Source organism: Adhaeribacter aquaticus DSM 16391 (assembly GCF_000473365.1).
GTDB lineage: Bacteria > Bacteroidota > Bacteroidia > Cytophagales > Hymenobacteraceae > Adhaeribacter > Adhaeribacter aquaticus.
The window spans coordinates 4,437,321-4,454,019 of the sequence record NZ_KI421517.1 but is presented as its reverse complement, the minus strand read 5'-3'; the positions used below and the strand labels follow the sequence as shown (position 1 = coordinate 4,454,019).

General features: G+C 40.6%; 16 protein-coding genes. 5 read left to right on the top strand and 11 right to left on the bottom strand.

The annotated features are described in order from the left end of the window. Positions 1 to 23: 23 nt before the first annotated feature. The 10 genes from ADHAQ_RS0122080 to ADHAQ_RS0122035 form a co-directional block, all read right to left on the bottom strand. Positions 24 to 800 (bottom strand): SDR family oxidoreductase, encoded by a 777-nt coding sequence (locus ADHAQ_RS0122080; protein WP_026464780.1) that lies wholly within the window; start codon positions 798 to 800, stop codon positions 24 to 26. Positions 801 to 879: 79 nt separating this feature from the next. Beyond that, positions 880 to 1,335: a hypothetical protein gene (locus ADHAQ_RS0122075; RefSeq protein ID WP_026464779.1), complete on the bottom strand. Its 456-nt coding sequence runs from the start codon at positions 1,333 to 1,335 to the stop codon at positions 880 to 882. 256 nt (positions 1,336 to 1,591) lie between these two features. Further along, the gene (locus ADHAQ_RS0122070) at positions 1,592 to 3,703 is read right to left on the bottom strand and encodes a dipeptidyl-peptidase 3 family protein (protein WP_026464778.1); all 2,112 of its coding nucleotides are present in this window, start codon (positions 3,701 to 3,703) and stop codon (positions 1,592 to 1,594) included. Between the two features lie 39 nt (positions 3,704 to 3,742). After that, positions 3,743 to 4,846 (bottom strand): AMP-binding protein, encoded by a 1,104-nt coding sequence (locus tag ADHAQ_RS0122065; protein ID WP_034257009.1) that lies wholly within the window; start codon positions 4,844 to 4,846, stop codon positions 3,743 to 3,745. 160 nt (positions 4,847 to 5,006) lie between these two features. Beyond that, positions 5,007 to 5,831 carry a 1,4-dihydroxy-2-naphthoyl-CoA synthase gene (gene menB, locus ADHAQ_RS0122060; protein ID WP_026464776.1) on the bottom strand — a complete coding sequence of 275 codons (825 nt, stop codon included), beginning with the start codon at positions 5,829 to 5,831 and terminating at the stop codon, positions 5,007 to 5,009. A gap of 160 nt (positions 5,832 to 5,991) precedes the next feature. After that, positions 5,992 to 6,489 carry a DoxX family protein gene (locus tag ADHAQ_RS26735; RefSeq protein WP_026464775.1) on the bottom strand — a complete coding sequence of 166 codons (498 nt, stop codon included), beginning with the start codon at positions 6,487 to 6,489 and terminating at the stop codon, positions 5,992 to 5,994. Between the two features lie 19 nt (positions 6,490 to 6,508). Beyond that, the gene (locus ADHAQ_RS0122050) at positions 6,509 to 6,877 is read right to left on the bottom strand and encodes a DoxX family protein (protein ID WP_245590648.1); all 369 of its coding nucleotides are present in this window, start codon (positions 6,875 to 6,877) and stop codon (positions 6,509 to 6,511) included. 146 nt (positions 6,878 to 7,023) lie between these two features. Next, positions 7,024 to 8,745, bottom strand: coding sequence for a 2-succinyl-5-enolpyruvyl-6-hydroxy-3-cyclohexene-1-carboxylic-acid synthase (gene menD / locus ADHAQ_RS0122045; RefSeq protein ID WP_026464773.1), 1,722 nt, complete (start codon positions 8,743 to 8,745; stop codon positions 7,024 to 7,026). After that, the gene (locus ADHAQ_RS26730) at positions 8,738 to 9,955 is read right to left on the bottom strand and encodes a chorismate-binding protein (protein WP_051360100.1); all 1,218 of its coding nucleotides are present in this window, start codon (positions 9,953 to 9,955) and stop codon (positions 8,738 to 8,740) included. The genes menD and ADHAQ_RS26730 overlap by 8 nt, the downstream gene beginning before the upstream one ends. 56 nt (positions 9,956 to 10,011) lie before the next feature. After that, positions 10,012 to 10,443, bottom strand: a complete 432-nt coding sequence (locus tag ADHAQ_RS0122035; protein ID WP_026464772.1) for a PaaI family thioesterase — start codon at positions 10,441 to 10,443, stop codon at positions 10,012 to 10,014. A 143-nt stretch (positions 10,444 to 10,586) separates the two neighbouring features. On the opposite strand from ADHAQ_RS0122035, the gene ADHAQ_RS0122030 reads away from it, so the two are divergent. From ADHAQ_RS0122030 to ADHAQ_RS0122010, 3 genes are all read left to right on the top strand, one after another. After that, positions 10,587 to 11,213, top strand: a complete 627-nt coding sequence (locus ADHAQ_RS0122030) for a histidine phosphatase family protein (protein ID WP_026464771.1) — start codon at positions 10,587 to 10,589, stop codon at positions 11,211 to 11,213. A 139-nt stretch (positions 11,214 to 11,352) separates the two neighbouring features. Continuing rightward, on the top strand, positions 11,353 to 12,429 hold the full coding sequence (locus tag ADHAQ_RS0122020; RefSeq protein WP_026464770.1) for an NADH:flavin oxidoreductase/NADH oxidase: 1,077 nt from the start codon (positions 11,353 to 11,355) through the stop codon (positions 12,427 to 12,429). A gap of 159 nt (positions 12,430 to 12,588) precedes the next feature. Next, on the top strand, positions 12,589 to 14,277 hold the full coding sequence (locus ADHAQ_RS0122010) for a pyruvate dehydrogenase complex dihydrolipoamide acetyltransferase (RefSeq protein ID WP_026464769.1): 1,689 nt from the start codon (positions 12,589 to 12,591) through the stop codon (positions 14,275 to 14,277). Positions 14,278 to 14,353: 76 nt separating this feature from the next. On the opposite strand, the gene ADHAQ_RS0122005 is transcribed toward ADHAQ_RS0122010, so the two are convergent. After that, positions 14,354 to 14,920 carry a hypothetical protein gene (locus ADHAQ_RS0122005; RefSeq protein ID WP_026464768.1) on the bottom strand — a complete coding sequence of 189 codons (567 nt, stop codon included), beginning with the start codon at positions 14,918 to 14,920 and terminating at the stop codon, positions 14,354 to 14,356. 153 nt (positions 14,921 to 15,073) lie between these two features. On the opposite strand from ADHAQ_RS0122005, the gene hslV reads away from it, so the two are divergent. Next, positions 15,074 to 15,619 (top strand): ATP-dependent protease subunit HslV, encoded by a 546-nt coding sequence (gene hslV / locus ADHAQ_RS0122000; RefSeq protein WP_026464767.1) that lies wholly within the window; start codon positions 15,074 to 15,076, stop codon positions 15,617 to 15,619. 104 nt (positions 15,620 to 15,723) lie between these two features. Beyond that, entirely contained in the window at positions 15,724 to 16,695 is a 972-nt protein-coding gene (locus tag ADHAQ_RS0121995) for a deoxyhypusine synthase family protein (RefSeq protein ID WP_026464766.1), read from the top strand. Positions 16,696 to 16,699 lie beyond the last annotated feature (4 nt).

The window sequence follows — 16,699 nt, the reverse complement described above, 5'->3', positions numbered from 1 at the left end:
AAATATTTAATGTTATAATACCCTTACAATCCTAAAACAGTAAATCCGCCATCAATGGCAAGAGTTTGTCCGGTAATAAAACTAGCTGCCGGCAGACATAAAAAGGCTGTGGCTGCCGCTACTTCCTCTGGTTGTCCAATCCGTTTAAGTGGTGTTCTGGAAAGGACTTCATTTAAGAAAGACTCATTTTTAAGTACGGGTTCGGCTAAAGGAGTTTGAATGTACCACGGCGCAATTCCGTTTACCAGAATGTTATCTGAGGCCCATTCTACAGCCAAGTATTTAGTTAATTGCACCATGGCTGCTTTACTCATTCCATAAATAGAACCTGAACGAACATGTTTTAATCCGGCCACCGAAGAAATATTGATGATTCGGCCTTGGGAGCTGTTTTTAAGCAAAGGGTAGGCTAACTGGCATAACTGGTAAGTTGATTTTAAGTTGGTTTCCATTAAAAAGTCGTATTCTTCTTCGGAATATTCCATTGTTTTTTTGCGGATGTTGGTACCAACATTATTAACCAAAATATCCAGAGCACCCCAGCTAGTGGTAATTTCTTTCAATATATTTTGCCGATCAGACTCTTGGCTCATGTCACCGGCGATTCCAAAAATTGGTAAATTTTGTTCTTTCCAGGTATTTACTAAATTTTGTACCTCATCGGCATTACGGGCTACAATAAATACCTCGGCTCCTAAACTTAAAAGTTCTTCGGCAATAGCTTTTCCTATTCCTTTCGTGCCACCGGTTACCAATGCTTTTTTTCCGGCTAATGACCATCTATTGGCAAAATTATTCATGCGTCTTTATTTTAAAATGTTCAGGGTTATACTACGTGATAAAGATTAAAAAAAGGATTGTAATTTAAATGGTAAAAGGTTAGTAACGGTCTAGTTTATTTGCTATCCGATTAAAAGTATTTAGGTTTATCCGTCCAAATTCTTGGTCGTATAGCTGAAAGCCAGTTGCTGTTACGTGTAATTCGCCAGCCTCTACCGTATTTAAATAAGAGTTACAATAAATTATAAAATGGGTAATTTCCCGGCATTCAACTCCCTGAACGGCTAACCCTTTACTAAATATCTGGTCCGGAACATCTTGTATTTCCCGGTTTTCCAGCGATTGGGTATAACTGAGGTAAAAGACCTCTGTGCAATTTGTTAAAACTAAATTTAAAACATCAGTGCCTTGAATAAAATTGGAGGCCATAACAGACTCTACTACTAAGCGTAAAGTTTTCCCATCGTAATTATAATCGATGATTTTATCGCTTTGTAATTTAAAAATTACATCTGTTAGTTGTTCGTGTTCTACCTGCATAATGGAAAAGCTCAAAATAACTTACGCAAATTCCGGAAGAGGTTTTTAATAAATTGCCCGTTTGGATGTGGTTATTTATAGGAGGCAGCAGTTTAACTACTTAGGTAAAGGTTTAAAATAGATACTTTAGTTTTTAATTTATTCTTTATTAACGATTAATAACGTTTTCCAGATACTGCTTGCCTTATACCAAACTTAAATCAGGGGAGCAGTAAAACAAAACAGTCACCCGTTGAAGGGTGACTGTTTTGCAAATTTAGTCTGGATTAATTTAGTTATAGTCCGGTAAGAAGTTGTAATTTTTACCATACTCCAGCATTTGATTTACAAAGTTTACCGGGTACGATACTTTTACATCAATAATTTTACCATCCTGCATAACCGGAGTAAGTTTAGGTTGAATGAAACCAGAATAAGGAGCAGAATCTAGTTTAGCGTAACGTGCTAAAACTTCCTGGTGTAATTCAGGATCTACTTTAACCCCGTAATTTTCGATCAGGTTTTTTGCACCTTCAAAATCACCTTCTGAAGTTACCCGCTGCGTTTCGCGCAGTAACTGCCCAAATAAATCCCGCAGTTTTTCGTAATTATTGATTTTAAAAAATGTTTTACCATCACGGGAAACCTTCTCAATTACGTTATCTGCTTTACCTTTTTCATAAGCCCATTTTGCTACCATCTGGCGGTTACGCATGTGGGCTTCTTCTATATTCTCGCCCGGCGCAATCCGGGATAATTGGGTCATTAATCCGTTGCGGATATAACTTTCGTATTCTGCTTTACCTACTTCCAGCGACGGAATAATTCCCATTTCCACCATTCTTGGGTCTAACAGATAATATAAGGCTACCAAATCTGCCCGGCCTTCTTCAATTGCCGAGGCATAATTCTTCAACGTTTGTTTTGGCGTACCTACACCCGGGTTTATCTGGCCGGAAGCATGGCCAATAACCTCGTGCATATCGGTATGTAGATCGCCAGCTAAAGCTCCATATTTACGGGCCCGGGCGACTTCTTCTTCTGAGAACGCAAACTCAGTTAAAGCAGAACCTTTGGAAGCAGCTTCGTTATAAGCTTTAACAATATTGCCTAAGTTTACTGATTTAGAACCATGTTCTTTTCGGATCCAGTTAGCGTTTGGCAGGTTAATACCAATAGGGGTAGAAGGAGCCGCATCTCCGGCTTCTACCACGGCAGTAATAACCTTAGCCGAAATTCCGGTTACATTCTTCTTTTTGTGTTCGTCTTTTATGGGAGCGTTGTCTTCAAACCATTGGGCTTTATCTCCAATAGCTTTTATGCGTTTAGTAGCTTCCAGATCCTTTATAGAAACTACCGACTCATAAGCAGCCCGGTAGCCCAGTGGATCACCATAAACTTCAATAAAACCATTCACAACATCAATCCGGGATTCTGTATCATTTACCCAGGCAATGCTGTATTCATCAAAAATTTTCAGATCACCGGTTTTGTAGTATTGAATTAGCTTATCAAGAGCTAGTTTTTGCTTTTCATTTTCGGCCACTTCAGAAGCCTTTTCTAACCAATACACAATTTTGGTTATGGCCGGCGAATACATGCCACCCACTTTCCAAACTTTTTCTACAATTTTACCATTCTCTTTTACCAGCTTGGAATTTAGGCCATAAGAAATAGGTTGGGGATCATTTTTTTTTATTTTGTTAGCATAATACTGTTCGGCTTCTTTCTGAGTAACGCCTTCGTAATAATTCATGGCAGAAGTTTTCAGAAGATCTTGTCCGGCTGCTAAATTTACCCGCTTGGCCACAATTTTAGGATCAAAAATAATAGGCGTCAGGGCCGAGATCATTTTATCCAGGGTTTCGCTTTTTTGTAGCGGGAACTTGGCATTAGGCGAGTTCTTTACCAGCTGCGCAAAATAAGCCTGGCTAAATTCAGGTAAAAATTTATTGTTGCCATAATGGTGGTGGATCCCATTAGAAAAATAAACCCGTTTGGCATAGGTCAAAAACTTTTGGAAGTCTTGGCTGTTGCGGTCGCCGGTATAGTTACTAATAATGCCATCTAATGTCCGACGAACACGCAGATTATGCTTAAAATTCTGGTCATAGATAATATCACGACCAGAAAGCCCCGCCTCGTAAAGGTAATAAAGTAGTTCCTTTTGTTTTGGCGTTAGTTCTTCAAAACCTGGAACCTGGTACCGCAGAATGCGCAAATCAGCAAACTGATCTACTACATATTTAAAGGTGTCGATAGGTGTTTCCGGTACAGCTGGTGTAGCAGGAATGGTAGGTACGGCTGTGTTGGCAGTTGAAGTGGTACTTACTTGTTTGGCACAGCCACTCATTAACAGCGTAGCAAGAGCTAGCGCAGATAAGAATTTAGGTTTCTTATTCATGAAAGATGAAAGTTATGGATCAATGCTGGCAATAAACAACTAATGCTTTGCCAATTTCTCTAACGTTTTTATTTTATCAATCTTGCCGGAGGGCGTGGCTTCAAATGTGGTGGTGAAGTAGAATGCCTTTGGTAGTTCGTATTTTGTTAAGACTTTTGCCAGTTCCTGCCGAAGATTTTGCTCTAAAATAGTATCAAATTTTTCGCTTTCCAAAACAGCAATTAACCGTTTGCCTAATTTTTCGTCGGGCAATGCAGTGACAAAGGACCGGCAACCCGTATTAAGCATTAGTAGGGCCTGCGCCAAAAGTACCTCAACCTTTTCCAGCTGAACTTTATAACCTCCAGTATTAATGGTATTATCTGCCCGGCCCAACCATTCAAAACAATTATTGGGGAGCAGGTTTACCAAATCATTGGTAATAATGGTTTGGTGTTGAGTAATATCACCGTTGATAGTTAAACAACCACGTTCATCCTGGGCTAGTTCTATGTCGGGGAATGCCTGGTAATAGTTGTCAGGCGTTTTCCCGTTCAACCGTTTTAAAGCAATGTGAGAAGCTGTTTCAGTCATCCCGTAGGTATGGTAAACCGGGGCTTTAATATTCTGGATTTGGGCTTCCAAATCTGAAGAAACAGGTGCCCCGCCAATTAAAATGGCTTTGGCAAAATTCAGGATTAATTTTTTTGCAGGTGTTTCGAAAATGATAGTTTGAAGCTGATAGGGTACCAGCGAAATAAAATCAAAAGGTTGCTCAGTTTTGGAAAAGGCCAGCGGATTACCAATAGGCTCAATAATGGTTAAATGTAAATCAGCCATAAATGCGCGTACCAGCATCATCATGCCCGCAACTGCTTCTACATTTAAACAAACCAAAACCCGATCGTTTGCCTGTAGGCCCAAGACCTGAATGGTGCGGCGGGCGCTGGCTTCTATTTGGGAACGGGTAAGAATTATATTTTTGGGTTCTCCGGTAGATCCTGAAGTATGGATAAGAAACTCCTGTTGCCCATTGAGCCAGTTTCGACTAAACTCTAAGACCTTGGCCTCATAGCCATTTATATCAATGCTGTTCCGAAACGAATAAGCCGAAATTTCGTCGTAATAAAAGGTTTTTCCGTTTAGTAGCAGCGAATCGGGCATGATGATTTAATTGTTCAGGAACAGAAAATATAGACTAGTTACTGTTTTTGGGTTTATATTATTTATTATCTTTTATACCCAGGAAGAAAGGTATAGAAATGGGTTCGATACCTTCCTAACTAAGTTATATTTATTGTTAATTATAAATTTGTTAATATCCTTATGGGAATTTCGGATACTTGGAAAAATCTGGTTTGCGTTTTTCTAAGAATGCGTTTTTACCTTCTTTGGCTTCGTCAGATAAGTAGTAAAGTAAGGTAGCATTACCAGCCAATTCCTGAATACCAGCCTGACCGTCTAATTCGGCATTAAACGCTGATTTTAACATCCGCAAGGCTAATGGGCTTTTTTCTAAAATTTTCTCGCACCACTCAACGGTTGTTTCTTCCAGTTTTTCCAATGGCACTACTTTGTTCACCAATCCCATTTGTAAAGCTTCCTGGGCATCATACTGGTCGCATAGGAACCAGATTTCCCGAGCCTTTTTCTGGCCAACAATCCGGGCCAGATACGAAGCTCCAAAACCACCGTCGAAAGAACCAACCTTAGGACCAGTTTGGCCAAAACGGGCATTTTCTGCGGCAATACTTAAATCGCAAATAACGTGTAAAACATGGCCGCCACCAATTGCCCAACCAGCTACCATTGCAATAACTGGTTTGGGAATGCGACGGATTTGCATTTGCAGATCAAGCACATTTAACCGTGGTACTGTGTCTTCACCAATATAGCCACCATGCCCACGAACGCTTTGGTCGCCGCCACTACAAAATGCCTTTCCGCCTTCGCCAGTTAATATTATAACACCTACCTTTTCGTTCTGTCTGGCCAGCTCCATGGCTTCGCTCATTTCCTGTACGGTCAGGGGCGTAAAAGCATTGTGCTTATGCGGGCGGTTAATGCTTATTTTAGCAATGCCATTGTAATATTGATAAAGAATTTCTTTGTATTCTTTTAGCGTTTCCCAAGGAAAATTACTTTGCATAGTATTTTACTTCTTAAATATATCCGGATAAAAAACGGCCCGAAGGTAGAGCATCCTACGGGAAAATAAAAATTATGATTTATAGGCTTAAAAAGAAAAGACACGGAATATTTCCCGTGCCTTTCTAAAGTTATTCGTTAAGAGGTTTACATGGAGAAAATCAATCATCGGCATGGTTCCGAAGATAATTATCTACTGTCCATGTACCTGAACCGACATACCAGCAAGTCAGCAAGGCCATCAGGGTAAGTAAAGCAATCCACCATTGTGGGTTAAACAAACTATTATCTAAATCAGCCCAAATAAATAAAACACCTCCCGAAATTATGGGATTGCTAACGCTGTAACCAAAACCAAGGAGTAAGAATATTACGGCGCCTATCAGCACTGGAATTTGTAGCAAAATGGCCGGTCGGGTAAAGAAGCCTAAGGCAATCATGATACCACCGGTAAAATGCACAAAGGCAATGCCTAAAGCATGCCAATAAGATCCCCAGTCTACGTTAATCTGGGAAAGGGTTGTTTGTAAAGAGTATAAATCATTTAAAAAAATAAAACCTTTAAAAAATAAGAAAACGCCTACGCTAATGCGTAAAAAATCAAGCCAGGCTATGGGGTGCGAGGTAGTCCATTGTTCAATTCTTTTGTTTAATAACATGGTAGTTAGATTAAAAGCTTTAATCTTCAGGATGGTTGCGCATGTAATTGTCGACGGACCACGGACCTGAATCAAAGATGTAGAAGACGATAAGCAGGGTTAAGGTTAAAGCAGAAACCCACCATTCGGTGTTAATGGAGTTATAATCCATGCCGGGACGTATTAATAAAACTGCCCCAATTAAGATAGGCAATTGAAAAAGAATAGCCGGACGGGTTAGGAGCCCAAGCGCTATTAAAATACCTCCCACTAAATGGGCAAAGGCGATATAATGGGCAAACCAGAAAGAAGCCCAGTTTATATCGATATTTATGAGCAATCGCTGGAGCTCAGAAATATCACTGATAAAAACGATTCCTTTAATAAACAGGAACACGCCGAGAGCCATGCGAACAACATCGAGCCAGGCAGGGTGATGGGTAATCGCCCAACGATCAATTTTTTGGGTAAGTAACATAGGCTTAATATTTTAGTGAATGTATAGATGTTTTCTATTATACGATTCACTAAAAAAGTTGGGCCACTTTTACCTCATTAACTTTCAGATAAGGTTATATTTTTCTGCAACCTGAATTGTTGAAAGAATTCAGCATTTTCTTTGCTGTTAGTAAATATTTCCAGAATGGCGGCCCCGGTTTCTGATTTGTAGAATTCAGGTAAAATTTCTTTTAACTCCATGTAATTAGTGGCCTTAAAATATTTTAGCTTGAAATCGTTGGCTGTATTGGCCGCATCTAAGGGTTGGTAAGTTTCAAAATATTCCTCTAATTCTGGTTGGTTTCTGGGCCCTTCAATCATCCGGAAAATTCCACCCCCGTGGTTATTAAAAATAATAATCCGAAAGTGGGAAGGGAGGTAATTATGCCACAAAGCATTCCGGTCGTAAAAGAAAGCCATATCTCCGGTTACTAGCGTTACTAAATTTTCGGTTTGAAGAGCAGTGCCTATTGCGGTACTGGTGCTGCCATCGATGCCACTCGTACCCCGGTTAGCAAAAATTTCTATATTCCTGGTGGCCGGCAAACTGATGATATTGCCATAGCGCACGGCCATACTATTGGCTAGGTGCAAAAGGGTATTATCGGGTAAATAATTAAATACCGCTTTGAAAGCTTTAAATTCATTAAAGCTTTCTCCGGTTTTTAAAAACTGGGTTAAGTAGTTATTAGCTTGATCTTCCAGGTTTTGCCAATCCTGCTGGTATGAAGTATGCGTATCAACCTGTGTAGTAGAATGGGCAAGTTCTTTAAAAAATTGTAAAGGCTTAACCCGAATAATTCTGGTAAGAGCCTGAAAGGTATCGGCGACATCTCCGGCCGGCTGTATATGCCAATGAGCTTTCGGTTTGTTATGCCGCAGAAATAACTTCAGATTTTTGGATAGTATAGATAAGCCAAAAGTAATGAGTAAATCAGGTGTTAAGCGTTTTGCTAAATTTTCATCTTTCGGTGAAAGAAAAACATCCTGGTGCCTGATCAAGCCTGGTAGGGTATGGGTGTTTGTAATTAAATCGCCAATAATAGTTACCGGGTACTTATGTTTAAAGGCGTCTAACGCTGTAAGTAATTCTTCATTGTAAGGCTGTTGACCGGCTACTACTACAATTCTTTTAGCGGTAGTTAATTCTTTTTCCAGTTGCGGTATCAAGGAGCCGTCCAACGGGAAAGAATTAGGTAAATCTTCTATAATTTTAATATTTTCATCGAAGACAATTTCCTGACCTGGAGCCGGGTAAAAAGGTTCGCGTAAAGGAACGTTGATATGTACCGGACCGGCTGGGTAGGTGTGTGCCTCGTTTATAGCTTCCGAAATCATGCGGGTGGCAAACCACTGCGCATCCGGATGGCCTAAATCAACGGGAAAATCAAAGCTACGTTTAATGTGCTTTCCATAAATATTTTGTTGCCGGATGGTTTGGCCATCCAGCTGATCAACCCATTCCGGAGGACGGTCGGCGGTAATCACCAATAAAGGAACCTGCTGGAAAAAAGCTTCGGCGATGGCTGGGGCGTAATTATAAGCGGCTGTACCGGAGGTACACACTAAAACAGAAGCTTTTTGGCTCACCTGGGCTAAGCCCAACCCAATAAAAGCTGCGGCCCTTTCGTCCGGAACCGTCCGCACCTTGGTTTTAGGGTGCCGGGCAAAAGCTATGGTTAGCGGAGCGCAGCGGGAGCCTGGTGATAGTACTACATTGGTAACTCCTTTTTGAGCACAAATCTGGGCAATATTATGAACAGGTTGTAAATTATTCATTTGACGTTTTACGGAAAGCCTGGTAAGCCGTATCCATTTTAAGTTCGGTTTCGATCCACTCTTTTTCGGGTTCAGATTCGGCGGTAATGCCCGCGCCGGCATATAATAAAGCCGCCTGCTCAAAAAGCTGCATGCACCGCAGGTTCACAAAAATATGAGATTCACCGTCTATCTGAATCGGACCTAAAAAGCCGCTGTAAAAAGCACGGTCGTAGCCTTCATTCGTTATAATAAAATCAGTGGCGGGTTCTTTGGGCATGCCACAAACCGCAGAAGTTGGGTGAAGTAGCCCTAGCATTTGCGTACCCAAAGTAGGGTAGGGTACCTGCTTTATATCGACAGTAAAATCCGAGCGCAGGTGCATTAAATTACCCGCCACCACAGTTCGGGGGCCTACTTCCTGATAACCCCGGAGCCTGATTTTTTTAAAGTTATTTATGATGTAACGCGAAACAAGCGCCTGTTCTTCAATTTCTTTTTGCCGCCACATGGCATTAGCAGGGCTGGATGCTGGCGAAAGCGGTTGCGTACCGGCTAAAGCTACTGTTTTAAAAATTTTGTTCTTATCTACTGAAACCAAAATTTCCGGCGAAGCCCCGAGCCAGGTGCCTATTTCGGGTACCGAAACCAAAGAAATAAAAGCATCAGGATATGATTTTTGTAACTGACAAAATGCTGTAATTATATCAAAATCTGATGTTAAATTTTCGCTGCGGGTTCTGGATAAAACTACTTTTTCAAAAATACCTTCCTCAATAGCCGAAATAGCCTTTTGAACAGCCTGCAGGTATATTTCTTTACTGGTAGAGGCCGGCAGGGGGTGTTTATTTATATGCCATTGAGTGGCCAGTGCCTCTTCCTTAATCTTTAGGTAATATTCTTGCAGGCGCTTTACTAATGAAACGTATTCAGAATTCTCGTTTAGTTTAAAATTAAATTTAAGCTTAGACGATAAACTGCTATAAGTAATATCTGCTTTAATAAAAGCTGCCGGATTATTAAGGTTTACCTGAAATGGATAAAAAGCAAATCCTGATAAACCACTTTCCAGATGCGGAACACTTTCTAAACTTTGTACCGGTTGTATAGAAACACAAAGTTTTATCTCCTGACTTTTAGGTAAGCGCCATAAGGCTACGGGTAAATTAAACCTGATAGCGGTAGCAAATAAAGCTTTTATAATGGTATTATAATTTCCTTCTAAAATCACTTAATTAGCAGTGAATAAATAGTAAGCGCCTATTTGGTTTAAATTAAAAACGTTATTTAATCAGCCTTATTGAGTTTGTCTAGTACGGCTACGGTGTGGCGGCTGATACAAATTAATTCTCCTTCGTCGTTGGTTATTTTTATTTCCCAAACGTGCGTTTTACGGCCAATGTAAATCGGACTGGCTTTCCCATATACATAACCCGACCGGGCACTTTTTATATGATTCGCATTTATTTCTAAGCCTACACAGGTTTGTTTCTCAGGATCTACCTGTAAAATGGCAGCGGCACTGCCTAATGTTTCAGCAAAGGCTAAGGAAGCTCCACCATGTAAAATTCCCATGGGCTGCTGGGTCCGGTTATCAACGGGCATTTTACCGGTTAAGTAATTGGGGCCTATCTCGGTAAACTCTATTCCCAAAACCTCCACTAAAGTATTTTTGCAAAAGAGATTTAAACTTTCCAAGGAAACTTCTTTATGAAGCATGGTTTTTAAATATTTTAGTAAAATATTTGTTTTAATAGCCAAATTTTAAAAACTTGAGCTAATCCTTAAAAACTTTTGATACGTATAGCTCACAACAAGTAACTTATTTGTATCTTCGTATTATAAACAAAAGTAGAGCAATTTTGAGTACCAAAAAAATTTACCTGCTCCGTCACGGGCAAACCGATTATAATTTACAAGGTATTATTCAGGGTAGTGGGGTCGATTCTTCGTTAAATGAAACTGGTAGGTGGCAAGCCCAGCGTTTTTTTGAAGCCTACAAAGATGTTCCTTTCGATAAAGTTTATACTTCTGTTTTGCAGCGAAGTATCCAGTCAGTTCAAGGTTTTATAGACAAAGGTATTCCGCACGAACGGTATCCGGAGCTAAACGAAATTTGCTGGGGAAACCGGGAAGGTACTTTCGTTTCACCAGAAAATGACAAATATTATTTTGATGTTTTAGACAAGTGGAAAGAAGGGAAATGCGATATAAGCGTAGAAGGAGGTGAAACTCCCGAAGACGTGGCAGCCCGGCAACGCCGGTTCCTGGAGGTTTTATTGTCACGGCCGGAAGAAGAAACGGTTTTAATTTGTATGCACGGCAGAGCTATGCGTATTTTCTTATGTGTGATGCTTAATTATCCGCTAAAAGCTATGGATTTCTTTGGCCACCACAATTTGTGTTTATATGTGTTGCACCATACTGGTTCCATGTTCTCACTGCATAAAGACATGGATATCAAACATCTGGAAGGAGAATTAGTTTAACCCTATACTAACAATAGTTTTGAAAGCCTTCTTTTTAGAAGGCTTTCTTTTTTTAATCCCTTTGCTTTTATTTGGCTACCATAAAGTAACCTTCTGTCCGGAAACAAACTAAAAGTACTCAACTAAAAGCTTACTTGCCATGAATCATTTATTTAGTCCCTTAAAATTAAAGGATGTTGAATTAAAAAATAGGCTGGTGGTTTCGCCTATGTGCCAATACTCCAGTACCGATGGATTTGCCAACGATTGGCATTTGGTGCATTTAGGAAGTAGGGCAGTAGGCGGGGCAGGCTTAATTATTTCGGAAGCTACAGCCGTTTCACCGGAAGGCCGGATTACTCCTTTTGATTTAGGTATCTGGAAAGATGAACATATTCCTTTCCTGAAGAGAATTACTGATTTTATTCATCAGCAAGGCTCAGTAGCTGGTATTCAGTTAGCCCATGCTGGCCGAAAGGCTACCAAAAGTCAACCCTGGACAGGTAACAAACATCTGTCTCCGGAAGAAGGGGGTTGGGAAAACTTTGTAGCACCTAGTCCTATTCCGTTTGAAGAAAATACGCCAGCACCAATAGAATTAGATTTGGAAGGCATTCAAAAAGTGATTGCAGATTTTAAAGCCGCTACCAGCCGGGCCGTAGCGGCTGGTTTTAAAGTAGCAGAGATACATGCAGCTCATGGCTATTTGCTGCATGAGTTTTTATCACCGCTTTCTAACAAACGAACCGATCAATACGGAGGAACTTTCGAGAACCGTATTCGGCTATTATTTGAAATTGTGGCCGCTGTTAAAGAGGTGTGGCCGGAGAACTTACCTTTATTTGTTCGCATTTCTGCAAGCGATTGGGTGCCGGAGGAGGAATCCTGGACCATTCAGGACTCAGTGGTCTTGGGCAAAGAACTTAAAGCAGCAGGAGTCGATTTAATAGATTGTTCTTCCGGGGGAAATTCTACAAAACAGCAAATCAGCGTAGGGCCGGGGTATCAAACTCCTTTTGCCCAGGCAGTCCGGCTGGAAAGCAATATTTTAACCGGTGCCGTAGGTTTAATCAATTCCGCTTCCCAGGCCGATCATATAATCCGGACCGGCCAGGCCGATGTGGTAATAATAGCTCGGGAGTTTTTAAGAAATCCTTACTTTCCGTTACATGCTGCGGCAGAAGTACATAAAGAAATTAAATGGCCAGTACAATACGAAAGAGCAAAACTCAGATAAGCGTAGCTTTGGTTTTTATTTAACTATGATCTTGGAGGTTAAACAGACAAGTTTTAGAATAAAATATATTCCAACTAATTTTTCTACGGATTTATTGCAAAAACCTATTTGATATTTGAATATTTTAAATCTATTTTTGAGGCCTCAAACAAACGATTTATGGCTGAAATCATAAAAATGCCCAAGATGAGTGACACTATGACCGAAGGTGTTATTGCTTCTTGGTTGAAAAAGGTAGGTGATACCGTTAAATCAGGTGATATTTTAGCAGAAGTAGAAACCGACAAAGCTACTATGGAGCTGGAGTCGTATGAAGATGGTACGCTGCTATATATTGGCCCTAAAGAAAAAGATTCTGTTCCGGTAGATGCGGTAATTGCTATACTTGGAAAAGAAGGAGAAGATATTTCTGGTTTATTAAGTCAGATTGAAGGTGGTGCTAGTACCCCTGCTTCTGATCCGAAAACAGAAGCGCAACCTGCTGCCTCCCAATCCATGGCGGCAGAAGCACCAGCAAAAGCTCCCGCCAAAGCCGCAAATGTAAATGCTACTGTCATCCGGATGCCTAAAATGAGCGATACCATGACAGAAGGAACGATTGCTTCCTGGCTGAAAAAAGTAGGTGACAAAATCAAGTCTGGAGATATTCTGGCTGAAGTAGAAACCGATAAGGCTACTATGGAGCTGGAAAACTACGAAGATGGTACTTTATTGTACATTGGTGTAGAAGCCGGTAGCTCCATTCCGGTAGATGGCATTCTGGCTATTGTTGGTGAAGAAGGAGCGGATTATCAACAGTTATTACAAGGTGGAGGTGATGCTCCTGCTTCCCGTCAGGAAGCAGAAGTTGCAGATTCAAGGGTTGAAAACGCTAAAACAGATACCCAGATTCAGGCACAAGCAGCTCCTTCGGCAGCTCAAAATACAACTGTTCCTGCTGGGGCACAAAGTGCGCCGGCGGCATCAGCAAATACCGGAGGCCGTATATTAGCTTCTCCGTTAGCTAAAAAATTAGCGCAGGACAAAGGTATTGATCTTTCTCAGGTAAAAGGTTCCGGCGACAATGGTCGTATAGTTGTAAAAGATGTGGAATCATTTGTGCCAAGTGCGCAACCTGCTGCTGCACCTGCACCGGCCGCTGCGGCTCCGCAACCAATGCTTTCCGGCGAACCTTATACAGAAGTTCCGGTATCGCAAATGCGTAAGGTTATCGCTCGTCGTTTATCTGAAAGCTTATTTACAGCACCGCACTTCTTTTTAACCATGGAAATAGACATGGATAAAGCAATGGAAGCGCGTGCCAGCATTAATGAAGTAAGCCCGGTTAAAATTTCATTTAATGATTTAGTTATTAAAGCGGCGGCCGCTGCTTTGAAAAAGCACCCGGCTGTTAACTCTTCGTGGTTAGGCGATAAAATCCGCTATAACAACGTCGTTAATATTGGAGTTGCCGTAGCTGTAGAAGAAGGATTATTAGTACCGGTTGTGCGCAATGCTGATTTGAAAACTTTATCTCAGATTTCTGGTGAAGTAAAAGAGTTAGGTGGCAAAGCTAAATCTAAGAAATTACAACCATCTGAGTGGGAAGGTAGTACTTTTACTATTTCTAACTTAGGTATGTTTGGTATAGATGAGTTTACCGCAATTATTAATCCGCCGGATGCTTGTATTATGGCTGTTGGTGGTATTAAACAAACGCCGGTAGTTAAGAATGGCCAAATCCAGATTGGCAATATTATGAAAGTAACTTTATCCTGCGACCACCGCGTAGTGGATGGGGCAGTAGGATCAGCGTTCTTACAAACTTTCAAGAGTTTATTAGAAAATCCGGTTAGAATTTTAGTTTAAGCGGGTTTACCTATACAAGAAAAAGCCTTTCAGAAATGGAAGGCTTTTTCTTTTTTATTATTACCGGGTAGTATTTCTATTTAAGGTAAAACCATTTACTCGCAACAGTCCGAAAGGCAATTAAACCAATATCCTTTCCGTAATAAAGGTCAGTAAATGCCTGATCGCCAACATAGGCAGTTCCATGCGCCCACAACACCTGTTTATAGCTTACCCCGTTTAAACTAATTTCTTCATAAAATTTATCCTGCCAATCTTCAGTTACATATTTCTCTGAGATAGCATTAAACCTAATGTCCAGGTTTTTAGCACTAGAATTATTGGCAGAAACTTTAATTGAAACCAATGCCGCATGGCTTAATATAATTTGTACCTGTAGGTCCTGGTCTTGTTGGGTTAATACGGTTTCTATTGTCTCAATGGGATAGGACCCGCAAATCTTATCGTGGCCGTATTGGTTATAGCTTTTGGTTTGAACAGAAAAGGTGGTGGTTTCTCCGGTTGTGCTCTTTAGTTGTATAGTGGCAGGTCCTGTATAAGGGTTCCAACCAAATACACTGGAAGCTAACTTTACTTCTGAATCGTTGCAACAGCCTGCCAATAAATAAGAAAAGCAAAGAATTAATAGGGTTCGGAACAACATGTCAGGAATAAAAAGTAAATTATTTACTTATTTTAAATGTTTATAAATAGCTTTGCGCCAAATTTAACGAAAGAGTTAGTTAAAACTTGCTCTCCTAAAAGTGGAGGAGAGGTAAGCAGTAAGTTGTTTAAAAGGAATAGATAAGATTTAGATATGGCTCCTGTAAAAATTAGATCAACTACGGTATTAGGTGTTTATCATAATGGAGAAGTAGCAGTAGGTGCTGACGGCCAAGCCAGTATGGGTAATACGGTAGCGAAAAGCAATGTTAAAAAAATCCGAAAATTACTGGATGGCAAAATAGTTACGGGTTTTGCTGGTTCTACCGCCGATGCTTTTTCTTTACTGGAAAAGTTTGAAGAAAAACTGAATGGGTATAGCCACAACATGAAGCGGGCAGCTATTGAGTTGGCTAAAGATTGGCGCACCGATCGCTATCTGCGCAAATTAGAGGCGATGATGGTAGTAGCAGATAAAAATGAGCTATTAATTATTTCGGGTACTGGTGATGTGCTGGAACCAGATTTTGGGATCGCTGCTATAGGCTCAGGGAGTATGTATGCCCAGGCCGCTGCTACGGCACTTAAAAAGCATGCACCTCATTTAACGGCAGAAGAAATTGTGCGCGAGGGATTAAACATTGCCGCTGATATTTGTGTGTTCACCAACCACAATTTAATTATTGAAAAGCCACTTTAAAAATTTCCTTAAAACTTGAATCATTAAGGAAGTTTTTAAGTTTTTTAATAGAGTATTATTTACAAGCAATACAGATAAATAAAGCTAAAAACTAAAAAGATAAAATGCAGGTAACCCAATTTTTAAAACATAATTTTCGTCATTTTAATGCAGCTGCTTTAATTGATGCTGCAGAAGGCTATAAAAAGCATTTAGCCGATGGCAATAAGATGTTGGTTACATTAGCCGGAGCTATGTCTACGGCTGAGCTCGGTATTACTTTAGCCGAGATGATCCGTCAGGACAAAATCCATGCGATAAGCTGTACCGGAGCTAACCTGGAAGAAGATATTTTTAACTTGGTTGCGCACGATTTTTATGAGCGTATTCCTAATTATCGCGATTTGACAGCTCAGGACGAAGAAGACCTGCTGAACCGCCACATGAACCGGGTAACTGATACGTGTATTCCAGAAATGGAAGCTATGCGGCGGATTGAAGATACCGTTCTGAAATTTTGGATGAAAGCCGACCAAGCTGGTGAATCTTATTTTCCACACGAGTTCTTCTACCAGATTTTATTATCTGGTGAACTGGAACAATATTACCAGATCGACCCGAAAAATAGCTGGATGCTGGAAGCCGCTAAAAGAAACCTACCGATTATTGTACCAGGTTGGGAAGATTCAACTTTAGGTAATATTTATGCGGGTCACGTCATTAGCGGCGACATTGAAAATGTACATACCATGAAAACCGGAATTCAGTACATGATGTACCTGGCTGATTGGTATACGCAAACGGCAAAAGAAGAATCTACTATTGGTTTCTTCCAAGTTGGTGGTGGTATTGCCGGTGATTTTCCTATTTGCGTTGTACCAATGCTGCACCAAGATTTACAACGTACCGGTGTACCTTTATGGGGTTACTTTGCTCAGATTTCTGATTCGACTACCAGCTATGGTTCTTATTCAGGGGCTGTGCCAAATGAAAAAATTACCTGGGGTAAATTAGGCAAGGATACACCTAAATATATTATTGAGTCGGATGCGACCATTGTGGCACCGCTTATTTTTGCGATAGTGCTGGATATGTAATTTG